Source organism: Jatrophihabitans sp. YIM 134969 (assembly GCF_054456675.1).
Genome location: NZ_JBTJEQ010000001.1, coordinates 1 through 14,685 on the forward strand (window position 1 = coordinate 1; position 14,685 = coordinate 14,685).

General features: G+C 72.0%; 17 protein-coding genes and 1 pseudogene. 8 read left to right on the forward strand and 10 right to left on the reverse strand.

The features are described from left to right. Together ACXR2U_RS00005 and ACXR2U_RS00010 are read left to right on the forward strand one after the other, a co-directional pair. A partial coding sequence (locus ACXR2U_RS00005) for an alpha/beta fold hydrolase (RefSeq protein ID WP_458822851.1) occupies positions 1 to 1,045 on the forward strand: 1,045 nt, incomplete at its 5' end. Between the two features lie 66 nt (positions 1,046 to 1,111). Further along, positions 1,112 to 2,743 (forward strand): long-chain fatty acid--CoA ligase, encoded by a 1,632-nt coding sequence (locus ACXR2U_RS00010; RefSeq protein WP_458822852.1) that lies wholly within the window; start codon positions 1,112 to 1,114, stop codon positions 2,741 to 2,743. Between the two features lie 17 nt (positions 2,744 to 2,760). Here the strand turns inward: ACXR2U_RS00010 and ACXR2U_RS00015 are convergent, their stop codons facing one another. Beyond that, positions 2,761 to 3,303, reverse strand: coding sequence for a hypothetical protein (locus tag ACXR2U_RS00015; protein WP_458822853.1), 543 nt, complete (start codon positions 3,301 to 3,303; stop codon positions 2,761 to 2,763). A gap of 105 nt (positions 3,304 to 3,408) precedes the next feature. On the opposite strand from ACXR2U_RS00015, the gene ACXR2U_RS00020 reads away from it, so the two are divergent. Further along, positions 3,409 to 4,491, forward strand: coding sequence for an NADH:flavin oxidoreductase/NADH oxidase (locus ACXR2U_RS00020; RefSeq protein WP_458822854.1), 1,083 nt, complete (start codon positions 3,409 to 3,411; stop codon positions 4,489 to 4,491). A 27-nt stretch (positions 4,492 to 4,518) separates the two neighbouring features. Here ACXR2U_RS00020 and ACXR2U_RS00025 read toward each other — a convergent pair whose 3' ends face one another. Further along, positions 4,519 to 5,553: a helix-turn-helix transcriptional regulator gene (locus ACXR2U_RS00025; RefSeq protein WP_458822855.1), complete on the reverse strand. Its 1,035-nt coding sequence runs from the start codon at positions 5,551 to 5,553 to the stop codon at positions 4,519 to 4,521. Positions 5,554 to 5,642: 89 nt separating this feature from the next. On the opposite strand from ACXR2U_RS00025, the gene ACXR2U_RS00030 reads away from it, so the two are divergent. The 4 genes from ACXR2U_RS00030 to ACXR2U_RS00045 all read left to right on the forward strand — a co-directional run bounded on the left by ACXR2U_RS00030 (position 5,643) and on the right by ACXR2U_RS00045 (position 7,556). Then, entirely contained in the window at positions 5,643 to 6,413 is a 771-nt protein-coding gene (locus tag ACXR2U_RS00030) for a hemerythrin domain-containing protein (RefSeq protein ID WP_458822856.1), read from the forward strand. Between the two features lie 50 nt (positions 6,414 to 6,463). Next, on the forward strand, positions 6,464 to 6,880 hold the full coding sequence (locus tag ACXR2U_RS00035; RefSeq protein WP_458822857.1) for a YybH family protein: 417 nt from the start codon (positions 6,464 to 6,466) through the stop codon (positions 6,878 to 6,880). Positions 6,881 to 6,915: 35 nt separating this feature from the next. Beyond that, positions 6,916 to 7,320 carry a hypothetical protein gene (locus tag ACXR2U_RS00040; protein ID WP_458822858.1) on the forward strand — a complete coding sequence of 135 codons (405 nt, stop codon included), beginning with the start codon at positions 6,916 to 6,918 and terminating at the stop codon, positions 7,318 to 7,320. A gap of 86 nt (positions 7,321 to 7,406) precedes the next feature. Beyond that, positions 7,407 to 7,556, forward strand: coding sequence for a hypothetical protein (locus tag ACXR2U_RS00045; RefSeq protein ID WP_458822859.1), 150 nt, complete (start codon positions 7,407 to 7,409; stop codon positions 7,554 to 7,556). A gap of 158 nt (positions 7,557 to 7,714) precedes the next feature. Here the strand turns inward: ACXR2U_RS00045 and ACXR2U_RS00050 are convergent, their stop codons facing one another. From ACXR2U_RS00050 to ACXR2U_RS00065, 4 genes and pseudogenes are all read right to left on the reverse strand, one after another. Continuing rightward, the gene (locus ACXR2U_RS00050; protein ID WP_458822860.1) at positions 7,715 to 8,023 is read right to left on the reverse strand and encodes a hypothetical protein; all 309 of its coding nucleotides are present in this window, start codon (positions 8,021 to 8,023) and stop codon (positions 7,715 to 7,717) included. A gap of 100 nt (positions 8,024 to 8,123) precedes the next feature. Beyond that, positions 8,124 to 8,585, reverse strand: a pseudogene (locus ACXR2U_RS00055) (suppressor of fused domain protein); the annotation flags it as partial. A 194-nt stretch (positions 8,586 to 8,779) separates the two neighbouring features. After that, on the reverse strand, positions 8,780 to 9,016 hold the full coding sequence (locus tag ACXR2U_RS00060; protein WP_458822861.1) for a hypothetical protein: 237 nt from the start codon (positions 9,014 to 9,016) through the stop codon (positions 8,780 to 8,782). A 74-nt stretch (positions 9,017 to 9,090) separates the two neighbouring features. Beyond that, positions 9,091 to 9,924: a sigma-70 family RNA polymerase sigma factor gene (locus ACXR2U_RS00065; RefSeq protein ID WP_458822862.1), complete on the reverse strand. Its 834-nt coding sequence runs from the start codon at positions 9,922 to 9,924 to the stop codon at positions 9,091 to 9,093. An 84-nt stretch (positions 9,925 to 10,008) separates the two neighbouring features. Between ACXR2U_RS00065 and ACXR2U_RS00070 the strand changes: the two genes are divergently transcribed. Next, a complete protein-coding gene (locus tag ACXR2U_RS00070) occupies positions 10,009 to 10,815 on the forward strand; it encodes an alpha/beta fold hydrolase (RefSeq protein ID WP_458822863.1) in 807 nt (268 codons plus the stop codon). Here the strand turns inward: ACXR2U_RS00070 and ACXR2U_RS00075 are convergent. The 4 genes from ACXR2U_RS00075 to ACXR2U_RS00090 form a co-directional block, all read right to left on the reverse strand. After that, complete coding sequence (locus ACXR2U_RS00075; protein WP_458822864.1) at positions 10,784 to 11,113, reverse strand: DMT family transporter; 330 nt, start codon at positions 11,111 to 11,113, stop codon at positions 10,784 to 10,786. The genes ACXR2U_RS00070 and ACXR2U_RS00075 overlap by 32 nt on opposite strands. 55 nt (positions 11,114 to 11,168) lie before the next feature. Next, complete coding sequence (locus ACXR2U_RS00080; RefSeq protein WP_458822865.1) at positions 11,169 to 12,089, reverse strand: carbohydrate ABC transporter permease; 921 nt, start codon at positions 12,087 to 12,089, stop codon at positions 11,169 to 11,171. Between the two features lie 2 nt (positions 12,090 to 12,091). Next, complete coding sequence (locus tag ACXR2U_RS00085) at positions 12,092 to 13,048, reverse strand: carbohydrate ABC transporter permease (protein WP_458822866.1); 957 nt, start codon at positions 13,046 to 13,048, stop codon at positions 12,092 to 12,094. A 113-nt stretch (positions 13,049 to 13,161) separates the two neighbouring features. Continuing rightward, complete coding sequence (locus ACXR2U_RS00090) at positions 13,162 to 14,466, reverse strand: ABC transporter substrate-binding protein (protein WP_458822867.1); 1,305 nt, start codon at positions 14,464 to 14,466, stop codon at positions 13,162 to 13,164. Positions 14,467 to 14,685: the final 219 nt, after the last annotated feature.

Below are 14,685 nucleotides of genomic sequence, written 5' to 3' on the forward strand. Positions count from 1 at the left end.
GCGGGGCCTCGCCCTCGCGGCGTCGGTGCGGGCCGCCGCCGCGGCGTACGCGACCGCCGACGCCGTCGTGGGCTCGGCCGTCGTCGACTTCGGGCGGGGGCTGCTCGAACTGCCGCGAGCCGTCGCGGTCGCGGTGGGCGGGCTCGTCACGACGGGCGACCCCGGCCGGTCGGTGCAGATCGCCCTCGGGGACAGCCCGGACCTCGTCGACGCCGTCGTGCTCGCGGCCGGCGGCGGCAGCCCCGCGGGGGTGGCGTTCGGGTTGGCGCAGCTGTTCCCCGACGGCCACGCCGTGCTCACCCGGCCGGCCACCCCCGGCGAGCCGGTCGGCGCCGACCCGGCCGGTCCCCCACGCGACGTCACCGACCTGATCGGGGCGCTGGCCCGTCGCAACCGCGACGTCCCCGGCGCGATCGACGTCCGGATCCTGACCACGGTCGACCCGGACGGCACCGTGCACCGACGCGCGGTCGTCGACATCCCGGGCACCAAGGACTGGTCGCTGGACCGCGTGAACCCCGACGTCACCAACCTCGGCTCGAACCTGCGGGCGCTGTCCGGCGCAGCGAGCACCTACGCCGACGGCGTGCTCGCCGCCCTCGCCGCGGCGGGCGTCGAGCCCGGCACCGAGGTGCTGTTCGTCGGGCACAGCCTCGGCGGCATGGTCGCGCTCGCGGCCGCCGGGCGCGCGGGGGCGAGCGGCTACCGGGTCGGCGGGGTGGTCACCGCGGGGTCCCCGCTCGGCGCCATCGCCCCGCCGCCGGGCGTGCCCGTACTCGCCCTGGAGAACGCCCGTGACCTCGTGCCCCACCTGGACGGCGCCGCGAACCCCGCCGGGCCGGACGTCACGACCGTCACCGTCGACCACCCGCACGCCGCCACGGGCGACAACCACGGCCTCGAACCCGCGTACCTGCCCGGGGCGGCCGACGTCGACGCCTCCACCGATCCCTCGGTCGTCGCCGCGCGGGCGCGGCTCGCCCCGTTCCTGTCCGCCGACACCGTCCAGACCCACGTGTTCGTGGTCAGCCGGAGCCACCCGTGAAGGAGCTTCCCGTGAGACGACCCCCGCGTGTTGCCCGTCACAGGGCGGGGGCGCAGGATGCGTCTCGTGCTCGGACTGATGCAGGAGACCCCGCTCACCGTCAACCTGATCTTCCAGCGCGGCCGGCAGTACTGGGGCTCGCGGACGATCGTCACCAAGACCGTCGGCGGGGTGGAGCGTGCGACCTTCGCCGAGACGGCCCAGGAGATCCTCGTGCTGGCCGCGGCGCTCGACGGCCTCGGGCTCGAACCCGACGCCCGGATCGGGACGTTCGGCTGGAACACCCGCCACCACCTGCTGACCTACTTCGCCGTGCCGATGACCGGCCGGGTCCTGCACACCGGCAACATCCGGCTGTTCCCCGAGCAGCTCGCGTACACCGTGACCCACGCGGAGGACCGCGTGGTGTTCGTCGACCGGTCGCTGCTGCCGCTGTTCGCGAACTACCTGCCGCTGCTCAAGACCGTGCAGCACGTCGTGGTCTTCGACGACGGCGCCCCGCACGACCTGCCCGACGACCCCCGGGTGGTCCCGTACGAGGACTTCGTCGCGGGCGTCGCCCCCGCCGACCCGGACGAGCTCGCCGCGCGGGTCACGGAGGAGAACACCGCCTGCGGGCTCTGCTACACGACCGGCACCACCGGCAACCCCAAGGGCGTCCTGTACTCGCACCGCTCGACCTACCTGCACGCGGCGGCCGCGATGTACGCCAACACCCTCGCGCTCACCGACGCCGACACCGTCCTGCCGGTCGTCCCGATGTTCCACGCCAACGCGTGGGGCATCCCCTACGCGGCCTGGCTCGCCGGCGCGAACATGGTCATGCCCGGCCCGGACATGACCCCCGCCGGCCTGCTCGACCGCATCACCGACGAGAAGGTGACCGTCACCGCGGGCGTCCCGACCATCTGGATGGGCATGGTGCCGCTGCTCGAGGGACGCGACGTCTCGTCGTTGCGCCGGGTGATGAGCGGCGGCTCGGCGATGCCGCGGGCACTGTCGGAGAAGTGGGCCGCGGCCACCGGCAAGCCGATGATGCAGGGCTGGGGCATGACCGAGATCAGCCCGGTCGGGTCGCAGTCCCTGCTGCGCGCGGAGTACCTCGACGCCGACGCCGACGCGCAGATGGACGTGCGCGTCACCGCCGGCATGGCCGTCGCCGGGCTGGAGTGGCGCGTGATCAACCCGGAGGACGGTGCGGCGCAGCCCTGGGACGGAGAGAGCTCCGGCGAGCTGGAGATCCGCGGTCCGTGGGTGGCCCGCCAGTACTTCCGCACCGACGAACCCGGCCCCCAGTTCAGCCCCGACGGCTGGTTGCGCACCGGCGACGTCGCGGTCATCAGCCCCGACGGCTACATGAAGATCGTCGACCGCACCAAGGACCTGGTGAAGTCCGGCGGCGAGTGGATCAGCTCGGTCGACCTCGAGAACGAGATCATGTCGATGCCGGGCGTCGCCGAGGCCGCGGTGATCGGCGTGCCCCACCCGAAGTGGAGCGAACGGCCGCTGGCGATCGTGGTGGCCGCCGAGGGGCAGGACGTGGGCAGGGAGGACGTGCTCGAGTTCCTCAAGACCCGCGTCAGCTCCTGGCAACTGCCCGACGACGTCGTGTTCGTCGACGAGATCCCCAAGACCAGCGTCGGCAAGTTCTCCAAGAAGACCCTCCGGGAGAAGTACGGCGACCACGCGCTGACGTAGCCGTCCGGGGCCGCGAGCTAGAACGGCGTGCCGTACACGCCCGCGCCGTGCCCGAGCGCGAGTCCGATCTCCATGACCACCGCGGCGAGGACCAGCAGCGCCAGCGAGATCGACGCGGTGGCCACCGCGGCCGTCGCCAGTGCCGAGCGTTCGCGGTGCCGCGCCCGGCCGGCAAGCACCAGCGCGAGCGCGACGAGGAGCGCGCGGGTGCCGAAGCTGATGACCGGGATGAGCCCGGGCGTCACGCCGTAGTAGTCGCCGTTGCCGAAGTTGACCGAGGCCTCGTCGAGCTTGCCGACCCGGTGCATCCCGCTCGGCGCCAACGCCGTCACCGCCTGGACGATCGGGCTCGCCCCGATCCACGCCACCAGCACGAACAGCAGCGAGGTGATCGCCGCGCCCCCACCGTCGGGCAACCACTGCTCGACGCGGGCGCGGCGGGCGTGCGCCCGGTGGGCGGCGGTGTCGTCGCCACTGTCGATCTCCTCGGCCCCCTGGGGCGGCAGCTCGTTGCCGTCGTCGTCGAGGAACGAGATCGCGGGCGGACGGGGCGGCGTCACAGCCCGACGGTAGGGCCGCACCCGGCCGCGTGACCATCCCCACGCCGGGGCGTCCCCCGGCCGGTTCACGGAACACCGGGCACGACGGAGCTTCTTGACCCAGACGTGAGCCGACTCCTCGAACCGCTGACCCTGCGCGGCACCACGATCCGCAACCGTGCCTGGGTGTCCCCGATGTGCATGTACAGCTCGGTCGACGGCCGTCCGACCGACTTCCACCTCGTCCACCTCGGCGGGTTCGCCCGCGGCGGCGCCGGACTCGTGGTGCAGGAGGCGACCGCGGTCGTGCCCGAGGGCCGGATCAGCCCGGACGACGCCGGGATCTGGACCGACGAGCAGGCGCAGGACTACCGGCGCATCAACGGCTTCATCACCGCTCACGGCGCGACGACCGGCATCCAGCTCGCACACGCCGGCCGCAAGGCGTCGACCCGCCGACCGTGGGACGGCCGCGGCTGGGTGCCGCCCACCGAGGGCGGGTGGACCCCGCTGGGCCCGGACACCGAGGCCTACCCCGGCCTCGGCACCCCCGACGCGATGACGCCCGACCAGATCGCCGCCGTGGTCGAGGCGTTCGCCGCCGCGGCCGTCCGCGCCGACACGGCGGGCTTCGAGGTCGTCGACCTGCACGCCGCTCACGGCTACCTGCTGCACGAGTTCCTCTCGCCCCTGTCGAACCACCGCACCGACGGCTGGGGCGGCGACCTCCCCGGCCGGTCCCGGTTGTTGGTCCAGGTGGTCGACGCCGTCCGTGCGGTGTGGCCCGAACACAAGCCGCTGTTCGTGCGGCTGACCGGCAGCGACTGGGTCGACGGCGGCCTCACCCCGGACGACGCGGTCGAGGTCGCGTCACTGCTGGCCGGGCACGGCGTGGACCTGTTCGACGTCAGCTCCGGCGGCAACTCCCCCGACCAGAGGATCACGACCGGCCCGGGCTACCAGGTCCCGTTCGCGCGCGCCGTGCGCGAGGCGACCGGCGTCCCGACCTCGGCGGTCGGGCTCATCACCGACGGCGTGCAGGCCGAGCAGGTCCTGCGCGACGGCGCCGCCGACGCCGTCATGGTCGCCCGCGGGTGGTTGAAGAACCCGTCCTGGGCGCAGCAGGCCGCCCGCGACCTCGCCGCCGTCGACGGCGGTGTCGCGGACGACGCCGCCTACTGGGCCCCGCAGTACGAACGGGGCCGCTGAGCCCTCGGGGCGGGCGGGCCGGTCTGCTCAGGTCGTGAGCGTCGCGATCATCTCGCGGCGCGAAGCCACGCCGAGCTTGCCGAACACGCTCTTGAGGTGGTCCTGCACGGTGTGCGGCGACAGGTGCAGGACCTCGGCGATGTCCTTCGTCGATGCCCCCTGCAGGACCAGCTGGGCCACGTCGGTCTCCCGGGCCGTGAGCCCCCGCGCCGCCAAGGTCATGGGTCCGATCGCGCTGGGTGCGGCGTCGTCGACCGTGACGACGACCGAGCGCCGGGCACCCGGGGCGCCCGCCAACGGCATGGCCTGCAGGGCGAGCCACCCGCCGGACCGTCCCTTCACCCGCGCCGTGGCCAGCGCTCCGCGGGTGCGGGCCAGCGCCGCGACGGCGAGCACGTTCGCCGGCAGCGACGCGCCGTCCCAGCCGCCGAGGTCCTCGACGTGGTGCTGCACGGCGTCGGTGACGTCCGTGACCCGGTCGTCGCCGTCGATCACCATCACCGCCGGGCCGTTCCGGTCGGCCGCCGGTCCCGCGGGCGCGAAGAGCACCTGCCGGATGCGGGTGGCGACCACCTCGTGGACCCCGCCGACGAGCGCGGCCTCGGCGGCCGTGAACGGTGGCTCGCCCGGCCCGCGGTAGAAGGCGAGCGCGCCCCACATGATGTCGCGGGAGCGGCACGCGACGCGCAGTTCGTCGGTGAACCCGAACGCCGGGGCCATGAACTCGCGGAACCGGCGGCAGGTCTCGGGGTGGCCGTCGGTGTCGAGCGACAACGCCCCCACCGGCACCGGCCGCGCCGCCAGCTCGGCGAACTGGTTGACGTCGGGCGGCCCGTACTCGGCCGCGCTGAAGTCCTCGTCGCCGAGGTCGAGCGGGTGCGACTTCACCGCGGTCGTGATCAGTTGCGTGGCGGGGTCGGTCGTCGCGAGGCACGCGAAGGTGAACGGCACCCACTGCGCGACGACGGCGAAGACCGCCGCGCTCAGCGCGTCGACGTCCGGGCACCCGGCCGTGGCGCGTTCCAGGCGGTCGGCGAGCGACGCGGTCCGGGTGGTGGTCACGCGGTCATCGTGGGGGACGGCCGCGCCCCGTGTGAAGACCCCAGGTTTCTGGGATGGGCGGGCGCGGGTCGCGCCGCGAGGCTCTTCCCGTGACCAACCACAGCCCCGACCACGTCCACGGCACCCGGTGCTGGTGGAACCCCGACCAGGCCCGCTGGGTGTGCCGTCCCGCCCGGCCACCGAGCGAGGCCACGACGACCGACCGGCCCCTCGTCGACGTCCGCGACATGCTCGTCGTGCACACCGCGCTGCTGCGCGAGTTCCGGCTCGCGCCCGCGGCTGTCGCCCGCACGTCGCCGGACGACCGGCGGCAGGTCGGCCGTGTCGCCGCGCACCTGACGCTGCTGCTCGACCTGCTGCACCACCACCACGCCGGCGAGGACGAGCTGTTGTGGCCGCTGCTGGTGGAACGGGTGCCGCCGTCGGTGCGCGCCGTCGTCGACCAGGCCGAGGCGCAGCACGCCGACATCGACGCCGCGCTGACCGACGTCCGCAGCGAGCTCGGGCCGTGGGTGGCCGGTCCCGACCCCGCGGGCGGCGAGCGGCTCGCGGGTCACCTCGACAAGCTGCACACCGTCCTCCGTGAGCACCTGGACCTCGAGGAGCGGGCGCTGCTGCCGCACGCCGCCGCCCTGCTCACCGAGCAGGAGTGGCACGCCATCGGCGCCGCGGCCGTCGAGGCGTTGCCGAGACCCCTGCTGCCGCTGGTGTTCGGGATGTTCGCCTACGAGGGCGACCCGGTCGTCCTGCGCTCGATGCTCGCCCAGGCGCCGGCCGTCCCGCGCCTGCTCCTGCCGCGCATCGCCCCGCGCGTCTACGCCCGCCGCGCCCGCCGCGTCCACGGCACCCGCCGCCCCTGACCGTTCCGTTCCCCGCCACCCCATCACCCCTCACGAGAGCGAGCACCGCCATGACCACCACCTCCTCCCCGACCACCGAGATCGCGCCGGCGTCCGCCCCGGGCGACCTCACCCGCCGCTGGGCCGACGCGTTCAACGCGGGCGACCTGCCCGCGTTGATGTCGATGTACGAACCCGATGCCGTCCTCGTGCCCGGCCCGGGCGCCGACCCCGTCCGGGGCCACGCCGCCATCGAGGCGTCGCTGCAGTGGTTCCTCGGCCTCGGCGGCACCCTGCGGTTCACCACCCGCTTCTGGCTCGTCGAGGGCGACCTCGCGCTGGGCAGCGTCGCGTTCGTCATGGACGACGGCCGCGACCAGAACGGCGACCCGGTCGACCTGCGCGGTTCGACGTCGGAGCTGATCCGTCGTCAGCCGGACGGTAGCTGGAAGTACGTCGTGGACCACCCGTTCGGCGGGTCGGCCTGAGCGGGCGTGCTCCGCACCGCGTGCACACTCGCAGCGTGGCGGTGATCGGTGGTGGCGCACTCGAGGACGGCGGCCGCTGGGAACTCGACGTCGAGGGCGACGCCGACGACCTGCTCACGACGGTGCACGTCACCCGCCCGGACGGCCACCGGCCGTGGAGCCTCGGGTGCGGTGGACCGGCGCTGCACCCCGGCGCCCGACTGAACCTCTGCGCCGGCTCGACCGACGAGGGCCCGTCGACGGTGATCGCGCGGGTCGCGGACGATGTCGCCGCCGTGGTGGTGATGCTGTCCGACGGCACCCGGGAGGACCTGGTGTTGCACGGCGATCCGGCCGCGCTCGGTGCACGCGTGGCCGTCCTCGTCCACCCGGCGAGTCTCGACGTGCACCGCATCGACCTGCTCGACCGCGACGGCCGGGAGCTCGACGCCGGGACCTGAAACCGTCGTCCGTGTGCGGGTTTCCGGGGCGCGAGGCGCACGTTCCACCCCGGGAACCAGCACATCGGTGCGGTCAGGGCCGGACGTTGCCGGGTGACGTCGCCGCGTCGCACCCGCTCGACGACTGGCGGCACGCCGGTCCGAGCTGCGAGACGTGCGGCGGCCGGCTCGCGGGCGCCGCCGTCGTCGTGGTCGGGTGCGACCTGCTCACCGACGCCGGGCGGTGCGAGTCCTGACACGCAGACGTCGTCAGCACCGCGACTGTCACGAGGACCGCGGACACCGGCCACTGCCGACTGCGTCTGATCTGCGGTGTCGTCACACCTGCCCTGATCCGCTGGGCGAGCCCCGAGGTTCCGCCCGCGGCGTCGGCACAACGCCAGGCGGCGAGCCGTCAGAGGTACCGCAGCTGATCCAGGTAGTGCAGTCCGATGCCGCCGATGACACAGATCGCGACGAGCAGCAGGACCAGCAACAGCACGGCGAAGCCCATCATCCGGTCGAGCGGGTGGCCGGCGGACTGCCGACCCTGCTCGACCAGCACGGGGTGGCCGTCGGCGTCGAAGAGCAGGCGGCCGTCCGCGTCGTGCGCCTGCACCAGGTACCCCCGCCACGTGTGCGTGAAGGTGTCGGGAGCGGCGGTCTCGAGGACCACCTCGGACGGCCGGGCCACCGTGCGGCTGCTGCTCTCGGGTTCGGTCACGGCCATCTCCTCCACGTCGCGGGCTGGCGGCAGCGTGGCAGAACCCACCGTCCAACGCACGTCACACGGGCCGAGGAATGCATCAACTCCGACTGCGGCATCAGTGGACGCCCGGTACCTCGGGGCGGCGAGGGTCTGAGAGGTCGGGCTGGGCCTCGAAGAGCAGGTCTTCGAAGACCTGCCAGCCGTGCGTCTGGACGAAACTCATCTCGCGGGCGCTCACGGGAAGCGCCCACACCACCATCACCGGATCGTCCGGACGTTCGAACTTGCCCAGCCCGTCGTGCCAGTAGGCCGGCGCGGCGAAGTAGAACCCGGTCAACGACGATCCGTCCACCACCGGGCGGATGGCACCGGTGACCTCGCCGCGCGCGACCGCCTGGCGGCTCGTCCAGATGTGCGTTCCCAACATGCCGAGCCACATGTCCGCCGGCGCTTCCACCCGACTGAGGGTGACGAGCTCGTGCCGAACCGGCGGACCGCTCATCTGCGCCAGGCGCATCCGGCTCAGCCCCAGTGTCGAGTACGCGACGCTGGGCAAGCCCTCCTGGACCTCGTACTCGACAACCCGGAAGGGCGCGGGAGTCGCGAAGTCGTCGAGCGCCTCCTACCCCCGGCCGATGCGTCCGAGGTACCGCTCGAGGTGCTCGACCAGGCCACGACCGGGATCGATCACCACGTCGGACACGGGCGGCACACTGACGCGGAGCGGACGAAAGTCCATCGATCACGTGAGTGCACCGACGCGGCAAGGGGTCAAGAGCTCGGCAGCTCCGCGAATGCCCGCTTGGCGTCGTTGTACCAACCCAACGCCTTCTTCGGGTGACGCCAGCGGCCCTTCATCGCGTCGCGAGCTGGCCGGTGCGCGGTGTCGCCCGCGGCCTCGGCGTCCTTGAGGTGCTGGTCCTGCGCCTTGATGACGTCGTCGGCCGTCTCCCCGCGGTGGGCGAGATCGCAGGGGCCGCCCAGCTGGCGGCAGGTCATGGTCTTCACGGTCGTTCCTCCTGGGTCGAGAACGGGGACGGTCACTGCTCTGACGACGCCCGAGCCGTCGGTGTGACGACCTGTCAACGTCGCGTCGGCCCGTCGCGCCGCACGACCTGCGCCAGGACGTCCGGGTCGGCGCGGAAGGTGATGGCGGCGACCTGCCCGTCGACCACGGTGAAGTCGAACAGCACCATCGCGGCGCCGTGCTGGAACCAGGCCGAGCCGGGACGCTCGCCCGCGAAGACCGGGAGCGCGGCCTTGGCGCTGCCGTTGAAGAACTCGGCCATCGCCCGGCGCCCGGTGATCTCGGCGGGCGTTCCCATCGCGATCGCGGCGGCGTCGGCCGAGACGTGCGCGTCGGGTGCCAGCAGTTCCAGCAGCCGGTCGAACTCGCCGGCCCGCGCCGCGGTCATGAACGCGTCGACCACCTCCCAGGCGGCGAGCCGGTCCTCGGCGGCCGGTTGCCGCACCTTGGCCCGGGCGCGTGACGCCAACTGCCGCGCGGCCGCGGGCGTGGTGTCGAGCGCGGCCGCGATGGTCGTGAACTCGAAGCCGAAGCTGTCGTGCAGCACGAACGCCACCCGCTCGCCGGGCGAGAGCCGGTCGAGCACCACGGCCAGGGCGACGCCGACGGTGTCGGCCAGCGCGACCTCGTCGGCCGGGTCCGGAGCCGTCCCGGTCGGCTGGACGTCGTCGTCCGGGATCGGGGTCCGCTGCCGCAGCCGGTCCAGGCACAGCCGGGTGACGACGGTCGTGAGCCACGCCGGCAGGCTGTCGATCGCGGTGCCGGTCGCGTCGAGCCGGAGCCACGCCTGCTGGACGATGTCCTCGGCCTCAGCGCGGTCTCCGAGCACGCGGGCGGCCACGTTCACCAGCCGCGGGCGTTCGGCCTCGAACTCGGTCGTCAGGTCCATCAGCTGTGCCTCCTGCTCGTCGGGCGGTCACCCGACTGACGGATCGGCAGTATCGCGTGTGACGCCCCGGCGCAGACTGGTCCGGTGTTCGTGACCGAGGACGGCCCACCGGACGCGCCCGTCGTCCTGCTCGTGCACGGGTTCAGCTCGTCGTCCCGCTCGTGGGACCTCGTCGTTCCCACGCTCGCACGGGCCCACCGCGTCGTGCGCGTCGACCTGCTCGGCCACGGCCGCACCGGCGGGGCGGCGGCCGATTCGCCGGTCCAGGCGGCCGCCGTGCAGACGGTGCTGGCCGAGCGCGGCCTCACCGACGTCACCGCGGTCGGGCACTCGTTCGGCGCCGACGTCGCGGTCGAGCTCGCGGAACGCGGCGCACCGGTCACCGGGCTGGTGATCGTCGCCCAGGCACCCGACTACTCCGACGCCCACCTGCCCCGTGCGGGCGCGCTGATGACGGGCCGGATCGGCCCGTCGCTGTACCGCGGCGTGCGGCCGGTGTTCGGGGCGGTCGCCGCGGTCGCCGAGCACCGGCCGGCCCGGGACCTCCTCGCCCGCCGCGGCCAACTCGCCGGCCTCGCCGCGGTCGGGCTGCGTGACCTGCAGGTGCTCGACCCCGTCATGTTCCGGACCGTGCTGGTCGACCGCCGCGACCGCATGGCGCGCCGCCCCCTCGACGCCCAGGTCGCCGCCGCTCACGTCCCGACCCTCGTCCTTCTCGGCGGCCGCGACCACTTCTACGGCGACCGGTCGGCCGCCCGCTACCGGGCCGCCGGCGCGCGGGTCGAGGTCGTCGCCGCCAGCGGCCACGCCATGCCGGTGGAGTTCCCCGCCGAGACGGCCGCGTTCATCGCGGAGTTCGTCAGTGAGCGGACTGCTCCCCACCCAGGTTGATCGCGATGACGCCGGCGACCACCAGCACGATGCCGGCGACCTTCACCCAGCTGAACCGCTCGTCGAAGACCAGCAGCCCGACCACGGCGACGAGTGAGGTGCCGACACCGGCCCAGATCGCGTAGGCGGTGCCGACGTCGAGCTTCTTGATCGCGAGCGTCAGACAGCCGAAGCACAGCAGGTACGCCACCGCCATGGCGGCGCCCCACCACAGTTTGGTGAACCCGTCGGACAGCTTCAGCGCGGTCGTCGCGAACACCTCGAGGACGATCGCTGCGGCGAGCAGCACCCACTTCACGCGGTCATCCTGACACGACCCGAACACTCTCAGCCCGGGCCGCGGGCGCGCCCGGCTACTTCACAGCGCCGAGCGACAACCCCTGCACCAGCTTGTCCTGCGCGGCGAAGCCCGCGATGAGCACCGGCAGCGAGACCGCCGTGGCGGCGGCGCACACCTTGGCGAGGAACAGCCCCTGACTCGACACGAAGCTGGTGAGGAACACCGGCGACGTCGAGGCGATCGTCGAGGTCAGCACGCGGGCGAACAGCAGCTCGTTCCAGCTGAAGATGAAGCAGATCAGCGAGGTGGCGGCGATGCCGGGCATGGCGATCGGACGCACGATGCGCCAGAGGATGCCGATCAGTCCGGCGCCGTCGATCGACGCCGCCTCGAGGATCGCCGGCGGCACCTCGGCGAGGAACGAGCGCATCATCCACACCGCGATCGGCAGGTTCATCGACGTGTACAGGATGATCAACAGCCAGATGTTGTCCAGCAGGTGCAGGTTCTGGGCGAGGATGTAGATCGGCAGCAACGCCGCGACCATCGGCAGCATCTTGGTCGACAGGAAGAAGAACATGACGTCGGTCCACTTGCGGACCGGCTTGATCGACAGCGCGTAGGCCGCGGGGATCGCCAACACCAGCACGATCAACGTCGAGACGATGCTCGCCGTGAACGAGTTGATGATGTACGGCCACGGGCTCGCCCCGGAGGCGCCGAAGAAGTTCCGCCACCCGTCGAGGGTCAGCGGCGCTCCGATCGAGGGCGGGTTGGTGGCGGCGTCCTGCTCGGAGTGGAACGAGGTCAGGACCATGAACGCGACCGGGATGAAGAAGATGATCGCGACGACCCACGCGACGAACCCGATGGCGATGGTCCCGCCGCGGGTGCCCTGCCGCCCTCCGGGCGGTGCGGACTTGCGCGTGCGTACCCGACCGGTGGCGGGCTGCAGACCCGACGGGGCGGTGTCCTGGCCGGCGGTGGCGGTCATGGTCACGACTCCTTGAACAACGAGGACACCGTTCGCAGCGCGAAGGTGGCGAGGATGAGGGACGCGACCACGACGACGACGCCCTGCGCCGACGCCAGGCCGTACTCGTGGCCCTGGTAGAAGGTGCGGTAGATCGTGTACGGCAGGTTGGCCGTGCCACCACCGCCCGACGTGATCGTGAAGACGGCGTCGAAGTTCTGCACGATGTAGATCGAGCCGAGCAGCGCACCGAGTTCGAGGTACTGACGCATGTGCGGCAACGTGATCGCCTTGAAGATGGCCCAACCGCCGGCGCCGTCGACCTTGGCGGCCTCGATGATCTCGGGGTCACGCGACTGCAGACCCGCCAGCAGGATCAACATCATGAACGGTGTCCACTGCCAGATCAGCGCGGCCTCGACCGCGATGGTCGGGTGGCCGCCGATGATGTCCGGTTGCGGGGCCGTCGCGCCGAACAGGTCCCAGATCCAGGTCAGGACGCCGTTGAACAACCCGTAGGACGGGTTGTAGGTGCCGTGCTTGAACAGCAGGGCCGCGGCGACCGGCACCACCAGGAACGGCGCGATCATCAACGTGCGCACCGCGCCGCGACCGAAGAACTTCCGGTCGAGCAGCAGCGCGATCGCGAAGCCCAGGATGACGCTCACGACCACCACGACGAAGGTCATGAGGATGGTCTGCAGCACCGAGTCACGCAGCGTGGAGTCGGTGAACACCCGCTTGTAGTTGTCGATCCCGTTGAAGTGCCGTTCGCTCGGCCGGTACGAGTTCCAGTCGAAGAACGAGAAGATCAGCGTGAACACGAACGGCAACTGGGTCACGACGATCATGAACACCAGCGCGGGCAACAGGGGGGCGCGCCGTCGCCACTGGCCGCGGCGCGCGATCTTCTTCAGCAGCGCGGGTGATGGCGCTCCGGACGGGTCGGTCCGGGTGTCGGGGGGTGCAGTCGCGACCATGGTTCCTCGAGTCCTCCGCTGGACGGGTGTGGGCACGGACGTCGCGTGGTGCGCCGCCGGTCCCGCCTCGCGAGGGGTTGCGAGGCGGGACCGACGGACATCACGTCGGGGAACTACTTGTAGTTGTCACCCGCGGTCTGGGCCAGCTCCTGCGACGCCTTCAACGCGGCGTCGACCGTGGTCTGCCCCGCGATGGCGTTGCTGATCTGCTGCGACGCCTGCGTCCCGAAGTCGGTGAACTCGGGGATGTCGACGAACTGGATACCGATCGTGGGCCGCTCCTGCGTCCCCGGGTTCTTCGGGTCGGCCGTCGAGATCGCGTTCTTCGTCGGTTCGGCGAAGGCGGACGCGACCTTGAGGTAGTCGGCGTTGTCGTACGTCGACGACCGCTTGCCGGCCGGCACCCGCGCCCACCCGAGCTCCTTGCCCACGAGCTCCTCGTACTGCTTGGACGACGCCCACGAGATGAACTTCCACGCGTTGTCCTTGTTCTTGCTGGCGTTCTCCATGCCCCAGGCCCAGGTGTAGAGCCAGCCGGAGCTCTTGGTCTCCTTGACCGGCGCCGCGGCGTAGCCGAGCTTGCCGGCCACCGGCGAGTCGCTGGACTCGAGTGTGCCCGCGGCCGAGGTGGCGTCGTACCACATCGCGACCTTGCTCTGCTCCATCGCGGTGAGGCACTCGGTGAAGCCCGCCTGCGAGGCGCCCGGCTCACCGTGGGCCTTGACCAGGTTCACGTAGAAGTTGGTCGCGTCCTTGAACGGCTGCTGGTCGACCTGGGCGTTCCAGTCCTTGTCGAACCAGGTGCCACCGAAGGTGTTCACGACCGTGGTCAGCGGCGCGAGGACCTGGCCCCAGCCGGTCTGGCCACGCAGGCAGATGCCCTTCATCCCGGGCTCGGCGCCGTCGAGCTTCGCTGCGGCGTCCGCGACCTGGTCCCAGGTCGGGTTCGCCGGCATCGTGATGCCCTTGGCCGCCAGCACGTCCTTGCGGTACATGAGGAACGACGACTCACCGTAGAACGGCTCGCCGTAGAGCTTGCCGTCCTCACCGGTGAGCGAGGTGGTCATGGGCTCGAGGATGTCGCTCTGGTCGAACGACGAGTCCTTGCTGGAGTAGTCCGAGAGGTCCGCCAGCCAGCCGTTCTTCGAGTAGAACGGGATCTCGAAGTTCGACAGCGTCGCGACGTCGTACTGGTCGGCCTGCGAGCTGAACTCCGTGCTCGCCTTGTCGCGCATGTCGTTCTCCGGCAGCACGGTGAAGTCGACCTTGATGCCGGTGTCCTTGGTGAAGTTGGCCGCGGTCAGCTTCTGGAGGTCTTCCATCTGCGGGTTGTTGACCATGAGGACCCGCACGGTGTCGCTGCCCTCGCTGCTGCCGCCTCCGCCGCCGCCGGCGCCGCAGGCGGTCAGACCGCCCACGGCCACGAGCAGACCGCATCCCGCCGCCAGCGCCGTCCGCCACCCGTGTGTGCTTCCCTGCACTCGAACCTCCACGTGTCGTCTCTGCGAGTTGCGCTCATGTGAGCATGTCGCCGCTCGTATGTCGCTCGGACTCTGTCTCGTGTGCTGGCGTCAGTCAAGAGCCGATGCAAGGATGAGACAGTCGGCGCTCAGATGAGCACGTACGACCGGGAGGTG

Bases quoted from the DNA above. Each gene is read 5' to 3' on its own strand.
- ACXR2U_RS00035 (WP_458822857.1), top strand. From the start codon at position 6,464: ATGACCACCACCTCCTCCCCGACCACCGAGATCGCGCCGGCGTCCGCC.
- ACXR2U_RS00065 (WP_458822862.1), bottom strand. From the start codon at position 9,924: ATGGACCTGACGACCGAGTTCGAGGCCGAACGCCCGCGGCTGGTGAAC.
- ACXR2U_RS00080 (WP_458822865.1), bottom strand. From the start codon at position 12,089: ATGACCGCCACCGCCGGCCAGGACACCGCCCCGTCGGGTCTGCAGCCC.
- ACXR2U_RS00085 (WP_458822866.1), bottom strand. From the start codon at position 13,048: ATGGTCGCGACTGCACCCCCCGACACCCGGACCGACCCGTCCGGAGCG.